Origin of the sequence: Dermacoccus sp. PAMC28757 (genome assembly GCF_014302635.1) — a bacterium.
Lineage (GTDB): Bacteria > Actinomycetota > Actinomycetes > Actinomycetales > Dermatophilaceae > Dermacoccus > Dermacoccus abyssi.
On sequence record NZ_CP060292.1, the window covers coordinates 2,667,610 to 2,683,206 of the forward strand.

Annotated in this window: 16 protein-coding genes; 7 read left to right on the forward strand and 9 right to left on the reverse strand. The window is 68.5% G+C overall.

Annotation, left to right across the window (positions count from 1 at the left end):
- Positions 1-71: 71 nt before the first annotated feature.
- Positions 72-1,754, reverse strand: a complete 1,683-nt coding sequence (locus H7F30_RS12630; RefSeq protein WP_187035488.1) for a ribonuclease J — start codon at positions 1,752-1,754, stop codon at positions 72-74.
- Positions 1,751-2,638: a 4-hydroxy-tetrahydrodipicolinate synthase gene (gene dapA / locus H7F30_RS12635; protein WP_187035490.1), complete on the reverse strand. Its 888-nt coding sequence runs from the start codon at positions 2,636-2,638 to the stop codon at positions 1,751-1,753. Before dapA ends, H7F30_RS12630 begins: the two co-directional genes overlap by 4 nt.
- 110 nt (positions 2,639-2,748) lie before the next feature.
- Here dapA and H7F30_RS12640 point away from each other — a divergent pair, with 110 nt between their 5' ends.
- The 4 genes from H7F30_RS12640 to H7F30_RS12655 are packed head-to-tail and all read left to right on the forward strand — an operon-like array spanning position 2,749 to position 5,240.
- Positions 2,749-3,543 (forward strand): thymidylate synthase, encoded by a 795-nt coding sequence (locus H7F30_RS12640; RefSeq protein WP_118913073.1) that lies wholly within the window; start codon positions 2,749-2,751, stop codon positions 3,541-3,543.
- 55 nt (positions 3,544-3,598) lie between these two features.
- Positions 3,599-4,081, forward strand: coding sequence for a dihydrofolate reductase (locus H7F30_RS12645; protein WP_047311386.1), 483 nt, complete (start codon positions 3,599-3,601; stop codon positions 4,079-4,081).
- Entirely contained in the window at positions 4,078-4,938 is an 861-nt protein-coding gene (locus H7F30_RS12650) for an AzlC family ABC transporter permease (protein ID WP_187035492.1), read from the forward strand. Before H7F30_RS12645 ends, H7F30_RS12650 begins: the two co-directional genes overlap by 4 nt.
- Entirely contained in the window at positions 4,935-5,240 is a 306-nt protein-coding gene (locus H7F30_RS12655) for an AzlD domain-containing protein (protein ID WP_187035494.1), read from the forward strand. The genes H7F30_RS12650 and H7F30_RS12655 overlap by 4 nt, the downstream gene beginning before the upstream one ends.
- A gap of 128 nt (positions 5,241-5,368) precedes the next feature.
- Here the strand turns inward: H7F30_RS12655 and H7F30_RS12660 are convergent, their stop codons facing one another.
- Both H7F30_RS12660 and H7F30_RS12665 read right to left on the reverse strand, forming a co-directional pair.
- Complete coding sequence (locus tag H7F30_RS12660; RefSeq protein ID WP_187035496.1) at positions 5,369-6,532, reverse strand: acyl-CoA desaturase; 1,164 nt, start codon at positions 6,530-6,532, stop codon at positions 5,369-5,371.
- An 88-nt stretch (positions 6,533-6,620) separates the two neighbouring features.
- Positions 6,621-7,787, reverse strand: coding sequence for a ferredoxin reductase (locus tag H7F30_RS12665; RefSeq protein ID WP_187035498.1), 1,167 nt, complete (start codon positions 7,785-7,787; stop codon positions 6,621-6,623).
- An 85-nt stretch (positions 7,788-7,872) separates the two neighbouring features.
- Between H7F30_RS12665 and H7F30_RS12670 the strand changes: the two genes are divergently transcribed.
- The 3 genes from H7F30_RS12670 (at position 7,873) to H7F30_RS12680 (ending at position 10,561) form a co-directional block, all read left to right on the forward strand.
- Positions 7,873-9,039, forward strand: coding sequence for a CdaR family transcriptional regulator (locus tag H7F30_RS12670; protein ID WP_187035500.1), 1,167 nt, complete (start codon positions 7,873-7,875; stop codon positions 9,037-9,039).
- Positions 9,036-9,773, forward strand: coding sequence for a hemolysin III family protein (locus H7F30_RS12675; protein ID WP_231579548.1), 738 nt, complete (start codon positions 9,036-9,038; stop codon positions 9,771-9,773). The genes H7F30_RS12670 and H7F30_RS12675 overlap by 4 nt, the downstream gene beginning before the upstream one ends.
- A gap of 392 nt (positions 9,774-10,165) precedes the next feature.
- Positions 10,166-10,561, forward strand: a complete 396-nt coding sequence (locus tag H7F30_RS12680) for a hypothetical protein (protein ID WP_187035501.1) — start codon at positions 10,166-10,168, stop codon at positions 10,559-10,561.
- 50 nt (positions 10,562-10,611) lie between these two features.
- Here the strand turns inward: H7F30_RS12680 and H7F30_RS12685 are convergent, their stop codons facing one another.
- From H7F30_RS12685 to H7F30_RS12705, 5 genes are all read right to left on the reverse strand, one after another.
- The gene (locus H7F30_RS12685) at positions 10,612-11,256 is read right to left on the reverse strand and encodes a DedA family protein (RefSeq protein WP_047311381.1); all 645 of its coding nucleotides are present in this window, start codon (positions 11,254-11,256) and stop codon (positions 10,612-10,614) included.
- A 116-nt stretch (positions 11,257-11,372) separates the two neighbouring features.
- On the reverse strand, positions 11,373-11,840 hold the full coding sequence (locus H7F30_RS12690) for an SRPBCC family protein (RefSeq protein ID WP_187035503.1): 468 nt from the start codon (positions 11,838-11,840) through the stop codon (positions 11,373-11,375).
- A gap of 43 nt (positions 11,841-11,883) precedes the next feature.
- Entirely contained in the window at positions 11,884-12,630 is a 747-nt protein-coding gene (gene dapB / locus H7F30_RS12695) for a 4-hydroxy-tetrahydrodipicolinate reductase (protein WP_187035504.1), read from the reverse strand.
- 9 nt (positions 12,631-12,639) lie between these two features.
- Positions 12,640-14,421, reverse strand: coding sequence for an alkaline phosphatase D family protein (locus tag H7F30_RS12700; RefSeq protein ID WP_255464845.1), 1,782 nt, complete (start codon positions 14,419-14,421; stop codon positions 12,640-12,642).
- Positions 14,421-15,527: a YihY/virulence factor BrkB family protein gene (locus H7F30_RS12705; protein WP_187035506.1), complete on the reverse strand. Its 1,107-nt coding sequence runs from the start codon at positions 15,525-15,527 to the stop codon at positions 14,421-14,423. The genes H7F30_RS12700 and H7F30_RS12705 overlap by 1 nt, the downstream gene beginning before the upstream one ends.
- Between the last annotated feature and the right edge of the window lie 70 nt (positions 15,528-15,597).

A 15,597-nucleotide genomic window follows, 5' to 3' on the forward strand; every position in this document is an offset into this window, starting at 1 on the left:
AGGCCCATCCCTGCGCGTGAAACCACACCGCGACCGATTGTTCTGAACGCTCCGCCGGGGCGAAGCGCCGGCTACGCGTTCAGGACAATCGGAATGATCATCGGCCGGCGGCGCAGCTTGCCGCCGACGAAGCCGCCGACGGTGCGGCGGATGACCTGCTGGAGCTGGTGGGTGTCGGTGATGCCCTTGCCGCGGGCGTCGGCGAGCGCCTGTTCGATCTTGGGGCGGATGCGTTCGAACACCTCGTCGCCTTCGGCGAATCCGCGGGTGCGGATGTCGGGGCCGGCGACGATCTCTCCGGTGGAGGCGTTGCGCACGACGGTGATGGTGATGAAGCCTTCGTCGCGAAGGACGCGGCGGTCCTTGAGCATGTCTTCGTCGGTGGTGCCGACGAGGGAGCCGTCGACGTAGACGTAACCGACGGGCACGGCGCCGGTGATGGCGGCCTTGCCGTCGACGAGGTCGACGACGACGCCGTTCTCGGCGAGGAGCACCTGCTCGGCGGGCACTCCGGTGGCTGCGGCGAGCTTGCCGTTGGCCACGAGGTGGCGCCATTCGCCGTGGATCGGCATGACGTTCTTCGGCTTGACGATGTTGTAGCAGTAGAGCAACTCGCCGGCGGAGGCGTGACCGGAGACGTGCACCATGGCGTTGCCCTTGTGCACGACGTTGGCGCCGAGGCGCATGAGGCCGTTGATGAGGCCGTAGACGGCGTTCTCGTTGCCGGGGATGAGCGAGCTGGCCATGAGGATGGTGTCGCCGGGGCCGACGTCGATGCGGTGGTCGCGGTTGGCCATGCGGGCGAGGGCGGCCATGGGCTCACCCTGGGAGCCGGTGCAGATGAGAACGACCTTGTCGTCCTCGAGCTGGTCGAGCTTCTTGACGTCGACGAGCACGTTGTCGGGCACCTTGAGGTAGCCGAGGTCGGCGGCGATCGTCATGTTGCGCACCATGGAGCGGCCGACCATGGCGACCTTGCGGCCGTACAGTTCGGCGGCGTCGAGCACCTGCTGGACGCGGTGCACGTGCGAGGAGAAGCAGGCCACGATGATGCGGCGCTCGGCGCGCTCGAAGACGCGCTCGATGGCGGGCGCGATGTCCTTCTCCGGCGTGGTGAAGCCGGGCACCTCGGCGTTCGTCGAGTCCGTGAGGAACAGGTCGACGCCCTCCTCACCGAGGCGGGCGAAGGCGCGCAGGTCGGTGATGCGCCCGTCGAGCGGCAGCTGGTCCATCTTGAAGTCGCCGGTGCCGAGGATCGTTCCGCCGCCGGTGCGCACGAAGACGGCCAGGGCGTCGGGGATGGAGTGGTTGACGGCGACGAACTCGCAGTCGAACGGGCCGATCTGCTCGCGCTGACCTTCCTTGACCGCCATCGTGTACGGGCGGATGCGGTGCTCCTTGAGCTTCGCCTCGATGAGCGCGAGGGTCAGCGTCGAGCCGATGAGCGGGATGTCGCTCTTCATGCGCAGCAGGTACGGCACGGCGCCGATGTGGTCCTCGTGGCCGTGCGTGAGCACGATGGCCTCGATGTCGTCGAGGCGATCCTTGATGTACTCGAAGTCCGGGAGGATGAGGTCGACGCCGGGGTGGTCCTCGGGGAAGAGCACGCCGCAGTCGATGATGAGCAGTCGACCCTCGTACTCGACGACGGTCATGTTGCGCCCGACCTCGCCGAGGCCTCCGAGGGCGACGACGCGGACGCCGTTCTTGGCCAGGGCGGGCGGTGCGCTCAGTTCGAGTGCGGTGTCGTTCACGAAAGTCCCGATTCGCTCAGGCCTTCGCGCAGGCGCGCACGCATGTCGTCCGTGGCGGGCAGCAGCGGAAGGCGGATGAAGTCACTGTCGATGACACCCTTGTCGGCCATGGCGGCCTTGGCCATGATGGCGCCCTGCGAGGTGTTCATCAGGGCGTCGATGGCCGGGATGAGCCGGGTGTGCAGCTCACGGGCGCGGGTCATGTCGCCGGCGTCCACGGCGTCGATCATGGCGCGGAACTCGTTACCGGCGACGTGTCCGACGACGGAGACGAGACCGACGGCGCCGAGGCTGAGCCAGATGAGGTTGGAGACGTCGTCACCGGAGTACCAGAGCAGGTCGGTCTCGTTCATGAGCTTGGTCGCCTCGAAGAAGTCGCCCTTGGCGTCCTTCACGGCGAGCATCTGGTCGATCTTGGCCAGTTCACGGATCGTGTCGCTCGCGAGCGGCGTGGCGGTGCGGCTCGGAATGTCGTACGCCATCGCGGGCAGATCGGTGGCACCGACAACGGCCTTGAAGTGTTCGACGATGCCGGCCTGCGTCGGCTTGCTGTAGTACGGAGTCACGACGAGCACGGCGTCGGCGCCGACGGCCGCGAGCGCCTTGGCCGCGCGCACCGAGTGTGCGGTGTCGTTCGTTCCGACGCCTGCGGTGACGGCGCAGCGGTCGCCGACGGCGTCGACGACGGCGCGGACGGTCTCGACGTTCTCCTCGTCCGTGGTCGTCGCGGACTCACCGGTGGTGCCGTTGACGACGAGGCCGTCGTGTCCGTTGTCGACGAGGTGGTTCGCGAGGCGAGCCACACCCTCGTAGTCGATGGAGCCGTCAGGTTTCATCGGTGTGACCATGGCCGTGACCATGCGTCCGAAAGGTGTCGTCGTCATGCGCCCCAGGCTAATGCACGGCCTCCGGCTGTGGCCCGAAGCCTCGCGCGAGGCAGTCCGGCACTCGACACGGGCACGGCTGTGTGGGGGCAGCGCCGTACAGTGGCCGGGTGCAGCAGTATCTCGACCTCCTCACGCGCATCCTCGACGAAGGCGCCGTCAAGGGCGATCGCACCGGTACCGGCACCCGCAGCGTGTTCGGCCACCAGATGCGCTTCGATCTGTCGCAGGGCTTTCCCGTCACCACGACGAAGAAGCTTCACCTGCGTTCGGTCTTCGGTGAACTCCTGTGGTTCCTGCGCGGTGACACCAACGTCGGCTGGCTGCACGAACGCGGCATCTCGATCTGGGACGAGTGGGCCGACGAGTTCGGCGACCTCGGCCCGATCTACGGCCACCAGTGGCGCAGCTGGCCCACCCCGGACGGCCGGCAGGTCGACCAGTTGGCGCAGGTCGTCGAGGCGATCAGGACGAACCCGAACAGCCGTCGCCACATCGTCTCCGCGTGGAACGTCGCCGACGTCGACGACATGGCCCTGCCGCCGTGCCACACGATGTTCCAGTTCTACGTCGCCGACGGGAAGCTCTCGTGCGGCCTCTACCAGCGCAGCGCCGACGTGTTCCTCGGGGTGCCGTTCAACATCGCGAGCTACGCGCTGCTCACGCACATGGTGGCGCAGGTGACCGACCTCGAGGTCGGCGACTTCGTCCACACCCTCGGCGACGCGCACCTGTACTCCAACCACCTCGAGCAGGCGCAGCTGCAACTGACGCGCACGCCGAAGCCGCTGCCGCGCCTCGTGCTCAACCCCGAGATTCGCGACATCGACGGCTTCGACCTCGACGACATCCGCCTCGAGGGCTACGAGGCCGACCCCACGATCAAGGCACCGATCGCGGTCTGACCGCACCGTAACACCCCTCGCCGGCTCGCGACCCGGCGCGTTCGAAGGAACCGACATGAGCCACCTGACATCCATCGCCGCCGTCGCGCGCAACGGCGTCATCGGCGCCGACGGAGACATGGTCTGGAACATTCCGGAGGACTTCAAACACTTCAAGCGCACGACGATGGGGCACCCGATGATCATGGGGCGCACCACGTTCGAGGGCATGGGTGCGTTGCCCGGCCGCCGCTCGATCGTCGTCACGCGCAACCCGGAGTACGCACCGAACCTCACCAAGGGCGACGACGTCGTCGTCGTGCACTCGCTCGACGAGGCGCTCGAGGAGGTCGCCGGCGAGGACGCCTTCGTCGTCGGTGGCGCACAGATCTACGAGGCCGCGATGGACGAGGTGACACACCTGCTCATCAGCGAGATCCCCCTCGAGCCCGAGGGCGATGCCCACTTCCCCACCATCGACCCGAAGCACTGGCGCGAGAGCGACCGCGACCCGCGCGATGGCTTCACCGTCGTCACGTACGAACGGCGCGAAGCATGACGCCCGACGAGCGGCGCGACGAGGTCGAGCCGGCCGTGGGTCACGGGGAACACGGCCACCGACAACACGGCAATGGACAACACGGCGGTGGGCAACACGACGTGGACGGCCGACACGACGGCCCCGTGGACGCGCTCCACGAGGACGAGGGTGCGGTCAAGAAGGACTCGATCTCACTGGCCGTCGCCACCGGCGTCTACGGCATCAGCTTCGGGGCTCTCGCCATCGCGGCGGGCCTCAACACGTGGCAGGCGATGGCGCTGTCGCTCCTGCTCTTCTCGGGCGGTTCGCAGTTCGCCGTCGTCGGAGTTCTCAGTGCCGGCGGCACGGGCGCATCCGCCGTCGCGACCTCGACGCTCCTCGGTGTGCGCAACTCCATCTACGGCCTGCAGCTGAACGCGATCCTGCGCCCCCGCGGTCTCAAGCGTGTCGTCGCTGCGCAATTGACGATCGACGAATCCGCCGCCATGGCCGTCGGTCGCCCGACGGCGAAGCTGTCGGGCATCGGTTTCTGGTGGACCGGCTTCGGCGTGTACCTGCTCTGGAACTTCATGACGTTCGTCGGCACCATCGCGGGCAACGCCATGGGCGATCCGAAGAAGTACGGCCTCGACGCCGCAGCGGTCGGTGCGTTCCTCGCCCTGCTGTGGCCGCGCCTCGGCACGCTCCAGGGCAAGCTGACGGCCGGGCTCGCGGCCGTCATCGCCCTCGGCCTCTCCCCCGTCACCCAGGCCGGCCTGCCGGTGCTCGCCACCGTCGTCGCGGCCATCGCGGTCGGCCTGTGGTGGTCGACACGCACGGACGAGGTGCCGACGCTGCCGAGTGACGACGCCACCGAGGAAGGGGCGGGCGCATGAGCACCTGGACCACCGTTCTGCTCGCGAGCGGCCTGTCGTTCGTCCTCAAGTTCATCGGCTACCTCGTGCCGCCGAAGTACCTCGAAGGCAAGAAGACGTCGAACGTCGTCGCCCTGTTCCCCGTCGCGTTGCTGACGGGACTCGTGTGCGTTCAGGCGTTCGTCGGTGACCACGGCAAGCTGGTGCTCGACGCTCGCGCCGCCGCCGCGCTCGCCGCGGTCGTCGCGCTCCTGTTGCGCGCGCCGTTCATCGTCGTCGTCCTCGTGGCCGCCGCGACGGCCGCGCTCATCCGCTTGATCTGACCCGTCGACCGGCCCGGTCACGAACGGGCCCGGCGACGGAACGACACAACGAACGAACCCGGCCTCCCCCCAAGGAGGGAAGGCCGGGTTCTTTCGTCGGCGTCACCGCTGACGGGAGTCGACAGGCGTCAGGCCGCCTTCGGCTGCACCTGGCGCTGCACGAGGTCGGTGACGTTCTGCGGCTTGCGCTCGAGCTTCGCGGCGAAGTCGTTGGGCAGCGACAGACGGATGATCGTCCACCACGCCGAGGCGACCTGGCGCGGCAGCGAGCCCGTGACGTACGACAGGCCGTAGCGCTCGCAGATGTCCTGCACGTCCTTGCTGATCTCCTCGTAGCGGTTGCTCGGCAGATCCGGGAACAGATGGTGCTCGATCTGGTAGCTCAGGTTGCCCGTGGCCACGTGCATCGCCTTCGAGCCCGAGATGTTCGCCGAGCCGAGCATCTGACGCAGGTACCAGTCGCCGCGGCTCTCGCCGACGATCGACTTCTTCGTGAAGGTCTCGACGCCGCTCGGGAAGTGACCGCACATGATGACGGAGTGCGTCCACAGGTTGCGCGTGAGGTTGGCGATGAAGTTGGCCTTGATCGTCTGCTTGCCCGAACCGGTGAGCGCCGCGAGGAGCGGGTGGGCGACGTAGTCCTTCGTGAACTGCTCGCGGATCTTGTGCAGCACCTTGCGGCTGTCACGCTGGAAGACGGCCTTGTCCTTGCGGCCCTTGAGGTACTTGCCGAGCTCGAGGTCGTACGCGGCGATGCCGTACTCGAAGAAGCACGCGTTGATGAAGTTCCACGCCGGCTGGCCGAGGTAGAACGGCACCCACTTCTGGTCCTCGTCGACACGCATGATGCCGTAGCCGAGGTCGTTGTCGCGGCCGATGACGTTCGTGTACGTGTGGTGCAGTTCGTTGTGCGAGTGCTTCCACAGATCCGACGGCGACGCGTTGTCCCACTCCCACGTCGAGGAGTGGATCCTCGGGTCGCGCATCCAGTCCCACTGGCCGTGCATGACGTTGTGGCCGATCTCCATGTTCTCGAGGATCTTCGCGGCGGCCAGGCCGACCGTGCCGACGACGAACGCCGGCTTCTTCTTGGAGAACAGCAGCAGGGCGCGCGAGCCCATCTCGAGGTAGCGCTGGCCCTTGATCACGCCGCGGATGTACGCGGCGTCCTTCGCGCCCCGGCTCTCGACGATGCGGGCGCGCACGGCATCCAGCTCCTCGCCGAGGCGCTCGATGTCGCTGCGCGTGAGGTGTGCGACCGGGTTGACGTCCTTCTTCTGCATCGCGGTCATCGTGCGTCCTTTCGTCGGGGTGACGTGTGAGTCGTGAGGGTTCGGTGGGCGCCGGGGCGGTTGTCGCTCGCGTGGTGGGGTGTGGGGTTCATCGCCCGATCTCGCAAGCCCCGGCGACGCTGGAGATGCAGGTCTGCACCATGACGCCGTCGCCTTCGCTTCCCGAGGTGATCTCGCCGGTGCGCAGATCGCGCACGTTTCCCGAGCGCAGGGGCAGCACGCAGCCGTAACAGATGCCCATGCGGCAGCCGGAGGGCACGAGGGCCCCGGCGGCCTCGGCGGCGTCGAGGATGGCGGTGTCTCCGGCGACGTCGAGTTCGAGCGTGTTCGAACCGTCGTGGAGGGTGAGCGCGCCGCCCTCGCCGGGCTCGGCCAGTTCGACGGTGAACTCCTCGGTGTGCAGGTGATCGGCGACGCCGTTGAGGTCGGCGTACTCCCGCAACGCGCGCAGCATGCCCGCAGGTCCGCACGCGTAGGTGGTGCGATCGCGCCAGTCCGGCACGAGGTCGTCGAGCTCACGCGGCTCGAGTCGCCCCTCGGCCTGGGTGTGACGCTCGACGAGGCGAATGCGGCCCGTCGCGTCGAGCGAGCGCAGTTCGTCGGCGAAGATGACGTCCTCGGGGTGGGCCGCCGAGTGCAGGACGACGATGTCGTGCGCGCTCTCGGCGTGCTCGGCGTCGGCGGCGAACGCCTCCTCGGCGTCGATGCGGTGACGCAGCATGCCCATGACGGGCGTGATGCCGGAGCCGCCGGTGACGAAGAGAACTGGCTCGGCGCCGCCGTTCCAGGTGAAGGCGCCGTCGGCCTGCTCCATCTGGACGATCTGACCGGGACGCAGGCTCTCCTGCAGGTGCGCGCTCACGACCCCGCCGGTGAGGGCCTTCACCGTGATGGAGATGTTCCCGTCGCCGCGCGGGCCGGAGGTGACGGAGTAGGCGCGCCACAGGCGCACGCCGTCGATGTCGACGCCGATACGGATGTACTGGCCCGGGCGGTGCCCGAGCCAACCGCGGCCGGGCTGGAGCGTCACGGTGCTGGCGTCGGCCGTCTCGGGCGTGACGTCGACGACGCGGGCGCGCAGATACCGGCGCGAGCGAAGCGGGTCGACGAGGTCGACGTAGTCCTCGGGCACGAGAGGCGTCGTGAGGGCGCGCACCGCACGCCAGGCGAGGCGGGTTGCCGAGCCCGCCGGAGAGGTTCGTGCCACGCTCGGCAGCGAGGTCGTCCGAGTGGGCGAAAGCGAGGTTACGGCCATATCGACAGTTTATTTAGCCCTATCGGCGTAATTCTTGGCTCGGGCCCGACGTGTTTCTCGAGGTATTTGTTCGTAGAGTGTGAACATGCCGATTCTCACCGACCGCACCCTGGCCGAGCTTCGGGCGTCCCTGCCCGAGACGGCGAGCGCCTGCGTCGAGGCGATCGTCGAGGAGGTTCCCGGTTACGACCGCGCCTTCGATCCTGCGTTACGCAGCAACATCGAGCGCGCCGTCGAACAGGCCCTCTCGGGGTTCGTCGCCACCCAGATCGAGGGCGACCGCGCGACCTCCCGTGCCACCCTCGACGGCGCCTACCGGCTGGGACAGGGAGAGGCAGCGAGCGGTCGCTCCACGGACGCTCTGCTCGCCGCCTACCGCGTCGGTGCTCGTGTCGCATGGGCTCAGTTCGCCGGCAGCGCCGTGGCCGCCGAGGAGCCGGCGGCGAACGTCGCGGCCCTCGCCGAGAAGACCTTCGCCTTCATCGACGAGTTGTCCGCCCAGAGCCTCGCCGGTCACACGGCGGCCCTCACCGCCCGCACCCGTGAACTGGCCCGTCGCCGGGATCAGCTGACGGCGGCCCTCGTCGCGGGCGAGGCCCGCCCGGCCCTCGAGCACCTCGCCGAATCGGCCCGGTGGAAGGCGCCCGAAACGCTCACCGCCCTCGTCGTCGACGGCGAACCGCGCACGGCGCTCGCCACGGCCCTCGGCGAGCGCGCCCTGTGGTCTCCCGTTGCCGACGGTCCCACCGTCGTGCTCGTCCCCGGCGTGCGAAGCAACGCTCGGAACGGCCTTCTCCAGCGCTGCGTCGGTACGCCCGCCGCTCTGGGGCCGACCGTGGCGTGGACCGACGCCGGCGAGTCAGTCCGTCAGGCACTGCGCGCGCTGCGTTTCGCGAGCGCCGACGACGGCGCCGACTGCGACGAGCTGTTGCCCGAACTCGCTCTGGACTCAGCGCCTCTCGTTGCCACCCGACTTCGCGAACGTGCTGTGGCTCCCCTCGAGGACCTCTCCCCCGCCAAACGGGAGGTGCTCGCCGAGACGCTGCTCGCCTGGCTCCTGCACCAGGGCCGTCGTGACGAGGTCGCCGGCCGCCTGCATGTCCACCCGCAGACGGTGCGCTACCGCATGAACACGGTGCGCGAACTGTACGGCGACGCCCTCACCGACCCGCGGCGCGTGCTCGAACTGACGCTCGGTCTCCTCGTCGAGGCACGCACCGAACCCACCTCTGACGCGAAGGACGAACGATGACCACCGAACGTCGGCGCACGCCGCTCGGCGACTCGCTGCGCCAGCATGCCGGTGAGATGCCTCCCGTCTCGCACGAAGGCGTCGACGCGGACGTCGTGCGCGTGGCCAAGCCGCTGCTGCGCGGGTGGTTCCACCTCGTCCTCGCGCCGATCTGCCTCGTGGGGTGTCTCGCGCTCGCGATCCTCGCGCCGACGACGGCCGGGCGCGTAGGCGCCCTCGTCCTCGGAGCGACGGGAACACAGCTGTTCGCCACGTCGGCGCTCTACCACCGCAGGTACTGGAGCCCGCGCGCCGACGCGGTCCTGCGTCGCATCGACCACTCGAACATCTACCTCATCATCGCGGGCACGTACACGCCGTTCGCTCTCGTCCTGTTGCGCGGCAACCAGAGGTTGTCGCTCCTGCTCATCGTGTGGATCGGTGCCGTTGCCGGCGTCCTGTTCCGAACGTTCTGGGTCGGCGCGCCGCGCTGGCTCTACACCCCGATCTACGTCGCCCTCGGCTGGGTCGCCGTCTTCTACGCCGCCCCGCTGCACGCCGCGGGCGGCACCGCCGTCATGACGCTCATCGCCGTGGGAGGCATCCTCTACACCATCGGCGCCGTCGTCTACGGGTTCAAGAAGCCCGACCCGTGGCCCACGGTGTTCGGCTTCCACGAGATCTTCCACGCGTGCACGGTGGCCGCGTTCGTCGTCCACTTCGTCGCGGCGTGCCTCGTCGTGTTGCGGGCCTGACGAGGCCGGAGTCAGATCGGTTTGTCGTGGCACGAATGTCAACCATGTCGTCGTTCTGCTCGTTAGCGTGACGACTCTCACTCCCAGGCTCACCCCGGAGGTCCACTCATGCCGATCGAACGTACATCTGACCTCGCGCCTCATGCTCAACTCGAGCTGGGCTGGCGCCTCGCGGCTGCCTGCTCAGCCGCTGCGTTCGGACCGGACGAGCCAACGCGCGCCGAACGGCACGGGTGGTTCTACGACGATGGGGGCGGCACCTCGGCCCGCATGATCCTCGTCGACGGTGGTCGAGCCGTGCTTCTCGGGTGGGATCGCGACTTCACGCGCACGACCGACGAGGGCATTGACGTCCTCGAGACGGCCCCGGTTGGGTGCGTCGCGCCGCGAGCGTGGCCGCTTTCCCGCAGCCCGGGGTCGGATTCGTTGCCTGGTTCGAGGGCGGCCGGTGGCGCGCGCACGAGCACGCTGCCGAGCACGGCATGGCGGGTTGGGCGGGGAACACCGCGTTCGGCACGACGCAGGGACGCCGTGAACTCATCGATGACTTCCTCGACAGTGCCGCAATGGACCATCTTGAGGATGACGACCCCCGTGAGGAAGCGCGGGCGGACGACGCGACGATTGCCCGCGTCCTCGATGAGGGTTACCTCCCCAGCCGCGAGGCGCTGCTCGCCATGATGGTGTTCGAGGAATGCGACCTCGACGCGGCGGCCGCGGCGATTCGCGCGTTCGGCGATGTCACGCCCGTGTCACTCGACGAGGAGGCGCCCACCTCACAGGACTGAGCGTCTCGCCACCTCGGTGGTGACCGGGCCGCCATCAGCGGCACCTCGCGTCACCCCCATGCCCCGGCCGACGAGGGCTCCTTCTCGTCCTGCGACCTCTCCGAGCGCTTTTCGGCGTGGTGGCGGCGCCATTCGAGCAGCCCGGCCAGAACGATCGCGATGCCCATGCCGGTGGCGATGCCCGCGATCGGGTTGTCCTCGAACGCGTGCCCGCCGATGTAGCCGATGACGGTGCCGTGCACGGCCCACACGAGCGTCGCGAGAAGGTCGTACGGCGTGAACGAGCGCAGGGGGTAACCGGTCGCGCCGAGCGAGAGCGTCGCGACGCAGCGGCCACCGGGGATGAAGCGCACGACGAGCAGCGCCCACGAACCGCGTTGGTGGAGCACGCCCCTCACGCGTTCGACGGTGCGTCGGCGTTTCGGCTTCTTCTCGAGCCACGACGTGCCGAGCAGGTGCCCGAGCCCGTAGGACAGGTGATCACCGAGGCACGCACCGAGTGCGGAGACGAGAACGACGAGGACGACGTTGGGCCCGTGCGGATCCGACGCGGCGTACACCCCGGCAAGGATGAGTGGCGCCTCGCTGGGGAAGACCGGAACGAGCGCGTCAACGGCGCACAGACCGAACAGTGCCGCATACACCCACCACGAGGTCATGAGGTGCTCAAGCGGCCCCAGGATCGCGTCGGTCATTGCCCGAACGTAGGAGGTCGACATGACGGGCACCTGACCCGCGGGTGAACGGTGGCACCTCACCCGGCGACGGCCCGCCGCGGGCCACGCCTCAAGGTGGACAGGGCCAGCGAGTCCTAGCGCGCGGAGCCCGCCTCGACGATGTCCTTGATCCGCGCGAGCGTCGCGCCGATGCCCTCGCGCGCGGCAAGGCGACGTTTCTCGGCTTGGGCCCGGGCGTCGTCACCGAAACGTTCGGCGAACGTGCGCTCGCTCTGTTCGGTGAACGTCGTCGAGTGCGTGAGGCGCGTGCCATCACCCTCGCGCTCCATGCGGTAGCTCCAGCGCACCTCGGCGGGCACGACGTCCCAGGCGAACTCGACGCCGGGCTCGGCCACCGCGACCTGCGAGGTCGTCGTCCACTCGCGCTCGGGCGTTTCGTTGTGGCCGGTGAAGCGTGCGCCGACGCCGCGGGCGTCGTTCTCCCATTCGACACGGCGGCACTGCTCGCTCCACTCACCGGTGCGTGTGACGTCGCTGATGACGGCGTACACCGCCTCGGGCGTGGCGTCGATGCGGATGTCATCGGAGAGTTCGTACGTCATGGGACGAGCCTAGGGTGCCGGTGCGGGTTCCAGGCAGGTCGGGTCAGAGGCCGAGGAAGTTCTCCAGGCCCACGGTGAGGCCGGGCGTCGTCACCACGTTGCGAACGCCGGTGAGCACGCCGGGCATGAAGCTGACGCGCTCGAAGCTGTCGTGACGGATCGTGAGGGCCTCACCCTCCGCGCCGAACTGCACCTCCTGGTGCGCGACGCGCCCCCGCATGCGGATGGCGTGCACCGGGATGCCGTCGACTCGGGCTCCGCGCGCGCCGTCCGGGTCGTGTTCCGTGGCGTCCGGAACGTCGCCGAGACCGGCCTCGCGGCGGCCCTCGGCGATGGCGCGCGCTGTGTGCGCGGCCGTGCCGGAGGGCGCGTCGACCTTGTTCGGGTGGTGGATCTCGACGACCTCGACCGACTCGTAGAAGGCCGCCGCCTCGCGCGCGAACTTCATCATGAGCAGGGCCCCGATGGAGAAGTTCGGCGCGATGAGCACACCGACGCCGTCGGCTGCGTCGACCTGCGAGCGCAGCGTCGCGAGCTTCTCCTCGGTCCACCCCGTCGTACCAACGACAGCCGAAACGCCCCGAGAGACACAGTGGGCGAGGTTGCCGGGCGACGCGTCGGGCACGGTCAACTCGATCGCGACGTCGGCGCCCCCCAGATCACCGAGGTCGTCACCGACGTCGAACCGGCCGACGAGTTCCATGTCCGGGGCCGCCTCGACCGCCTTGGCGGCCTCGCTGCCCATGCGCCCACCGGCGCCGATCACTGCAACCTTGATCGTCTCGCTCATGGCCCGAGCCTAGCGACGCAGGTTCTTGACCCGCTCGACGATCCGCATGGCGAGTGGCTGCCACGCGTGCAGGCGCCCGCGATCGCCCTTGCGCTCGACGTTGTCGCCATCGCCGTCGGAGTCGAGGCGGATGTCGGAGACGACGCGTAGGCGCGGGTGCTCGAGGTCGCCGTCGACGATCTCACCCGCCTCCCAACGGAAGTCGAGGCCCTTCTCGGTGACCTCCACCGTGGCGAGGTTGTTGTCGAACCACGGCCCGTGCGTCGTACGCCAGGTGAAGTGCGGCGTGCGCACGGCCTTCGTCCGCTCGACGACCTCACGCAGCGGCCACGCGAGTCCGCGACCGATGATCGACTGCCCCGCGCGCACGTGCCGCGGCAGCGGGTTTCGGATCGGCGAACACACGGCCTGGAAGATGCGCGACTTCGTGCCGTCGGCGTCCTGGACCTCGGAGAGGAACGAGTTGTGGATGTCGCCCGAAAGGAACGTCACCGTGCGCGGGGCCACGCCGCGCTCACCGCGCGCAACCTCGAGCACCATGTCGGAGACCTTGAAGAACGTGTCACTGAACGCGGCCCAGTGCTCGAGGTCGATCGTCTGGCGCATCTTCTCGCCGAGGCTCGCCATCGTCTTGCCCCACGCGCCGTCGCACGCGGCCTCGTCGAGCGCCTCGAGCATGTGGATGCCCTCGGGCATGAAGAACGGCAGCGACGTACCGATGAACAGGTGCTCCACGTCCCCGCGCAGTTCACCGTCGAGCCAGTCGAGCTCCTCGGCGTCCAGCATCGCGCGGTGGCCGGGGCGCAGATCGCGCGCGGCGCGCGAGTCGAGGACGATGAGCTTGCTCTCGCCGAGATCGCGCGTGTACGAGAAGCGGTACGACTGGGCGTCCCGGTCGACCTTCTCCGCGAAGGCCTCGATCATGTCGGTGATGTCGAGCTCGTCGCTGCCGGTGTGCGCGGTGATCTTCTGCCAGACCTCGTCCTCGGCGAGCGCCTCGGGCGAGAGGTTGCCGCAGTGCTGGTAGACCCAGTACGACGAGAGCGCGCCGACGATGCGACCGTGCCACCAGGAGGTCTTGTTCATCTCCTCGTGCCACGCGAGCGAGGTGTTCCAGTCGTCGCGCACGTCGTGGTCGTCGAAGATCATCGCGCTCGGCATCGTCGAGAGCATCCAGCGCACCGCCGGCTCGCTGTAGGCGAGGCGGTAGAGGTGGGCGTACTCGACGTAGTCCTTGAGTTCCTCGCCGGGCTCGCTGTCGAGGCCGCGCTTCTCCTCGATGAACTCCTGCATGGCCTCCGACGTGATGTCGGCGTACACCTGGTCACCGAGCAGGACGACGAGGTCGGGCCACCGCTCGTCCCTGGGGTGACGCGCCATTTCGTGCGCGTAGGCGCGCAGCGAGTCGATGCCGTTGGTGCGGTTGTGCTTGGCGTCGTGCGGCACGCTCGTGCGGCAGCTGCCGAAGGCCATCTTCGTCGGACGATCGGCCTTGAGCATCTTGACGACCGGCGCGGGGAACGGCGAATCGGGCTGCGGCCACGCGTGTTCGCCGTTCACCTCGACCGTGTACTCGTATACCTGGCCGGGCTCGAGGCCGTCGAGCAGGACGAGGGCGTAGTGATGCCCGTGCGCCGCGAACGTGCGTGCGCTCCACGACTTCTCGCTGATGCGCACCGTGAGCTCGCCCGCGTCACGCGTCTGCGCCCAGAGCGTCGCCTCGCGCTCCCCCGCATAGCGCACCATGGGGCCGAGCTGGATCGGCTCGTTCGTCCTGAGGTCGTTCGTCATCATTCGCTTCCGTCGACACTGCGGTTGTCTTCCACTTCGGCCGTGAGTCCCCACATCCCGGACGGCCGCGTCGGATGCCCACGCTTCAACCATTGCTCGTGGGCGTCCACTGCATCGTGCCACCGCAGGTCGAGGTCCGAGGGCTGATCGGCAACACCGTCGTTGTTCTTGTCGAAGACGACGTCGATCGCTTGGTAGTTCTTGAAGCGCTGCATCGTGGACTGCAGGGTGTACGCCTGCTGGTCGGCCAGGGTGAGGTCGACGTCGTCCGTGAACTGCGTCATGAGCGAGCGTGGGTACAGGCGGCGGTGGAGCACGACGTTGACCTCGCACCCCACGACGAACGCGACCGCCATGATGTAACAGGCGACGAGAATCGTCAGGATGCTGCCGTACGTGCCGTAGATGTCGCTCGAACGCGCGCCGAAGATCTTGGTGAAGGTACTGCCCGCCGCCATGAACAGCTGCCAGACGACCGTCACGAGCAGCGCGCCAGGAGCCAGACGACCCCACCCCTGCCCGCGAGCCGTCGTCATCTTCATGAGGAGCAGGAAGATGACGGTGCCGAACACGAGGTTGAGCGCCAGCACGAGCCAACCGGGCGCGTGCCACGTCTGAGGCAGCCACCCCAGGGACACGAGAGCGACGCCGAGGAAGAGCAGCACGGCAGCGCTGCGCACGCGCATGAGGATGGGGTTGGGGCGCGAGTTGCGCGGCACCGACCAACACGTGTTGCTCGTGTGCTGAAGCGCCTGAGCCACCCCGAGGCCACCGTAGAGGGCCACGATCGAACCGAGCACGATGCCGGAGACGCTGCCGCGCAACGCGCTCGGCGCGGCGTTGCTCAGCGTGTTGCCGAGCACGGGAATCTGGCCGAGCACCGAGTCGAGGATCTGCTTGTGCAGCCGCTCGTTGCCGTGAATGAAGAAGCCGAGTGCCGATTGCAGCAGCAGGATGAGCGGGAAGACCGAGAGGAAGCCGTAATAGGTGATGAGCGCCGCGAGATACGCGCCCTGGTCGTCGATGAACTTGTACACGACACCGATCGGGTACCCGAGCACGGGGTGACGGCGCTGAAACGCGTCCGCCCGGTCGACTGCTCTCACCCGCCCATCCTCCCACGAAGCCCGAATCCCGCCGGAACGTCGTGGCCGTGAAAGGGAACGTCTTCCACGC

Bases quoted from the DNA above. Each gene is read 5' to 3' on its own strand.
- dapA (WP_187035490.1), bottom strand. From the start codon at position 2,638: ATGACGACGACACCTTTCGGACGCATGGTCACGGCCATGGTCACACCG.
- H7F30_RS12700 (WP_255464845.1), bottom strand. From the start codon at position 14,421: ATGACGAACGACCTCAGGACGAACGAGCCGATCCAGCTCGGCCCCATG.
- H7F30_RS12660 (WP_187035496.1), bottom strand. From the start codon at position 6,532: ATGACCGCGATGCAGAAGAAGGACGTCAACCCGGTCGCACACCTCACG.
- H7F30_RS12670 (WP_187035500.1), top strand. From the start codon at position 7,873: ATGCCGATTCTCACCGACCGCACCCTGGCCGAGCTTCGGGCGTCCCTG.
- H7F30_RS12685 (WP_047311381.1), bottom strand. From the start codon at position 11,256: ATGACCGACGCGATCCTGGGGCCGCTTGAGCACCTCATGACCTCGTGG.
- H7F30_RS12645 (WP_047311386.1), top strand. From the start codon at position 3,599: ATGAGCCACCTGACATCCATCGCCGCCGTCGCGCGCAACGGCGTCATC.
- dapB (WP_187035504.1), bottom strand. From the start codon at position 12,630: ATGAGCGAGACGATCAAGGTTGCAGTGATCGGCGCCGGTGGGCGCATG.
- H7F30_RS12690 (WP_187035503.1), bottom strand. From the start codon at position 11,840: ATGACGTACGAACTCTCCGATGACATCCGCATCGACGCCACGCCCGAG.
- H7F30_RS12655 (WP_187035494.1), top strand. From the start codon at position 4,935: ATGAGCACCTGGACCACCGTTCTGCTCGCGAGCGGCCTGTCGTTCGTC.
- H7F30_RS12665 (WP_187035498.1), bottom strand. From the start codon at position 7,787: ATGGCCGTAACCTCGCTTTCGCCCACTCGGACGACCTCGCTGCCGAGC.
- H7F30_RS12650 (WP_187035492.1), top strand. From the start codon at position 4,078: ATGACGCCCGACGAGCGGCGCGACGAGGTCGAGCCGGCCGTGGGTCAC.
- H7F30_RS12675 (WP_231579548.1), top strand. From the start codon at position 9,036: ATGACCACCGAACGTCGGCGCACGCCGCTCGGCGACTCGCTGCGCCAG.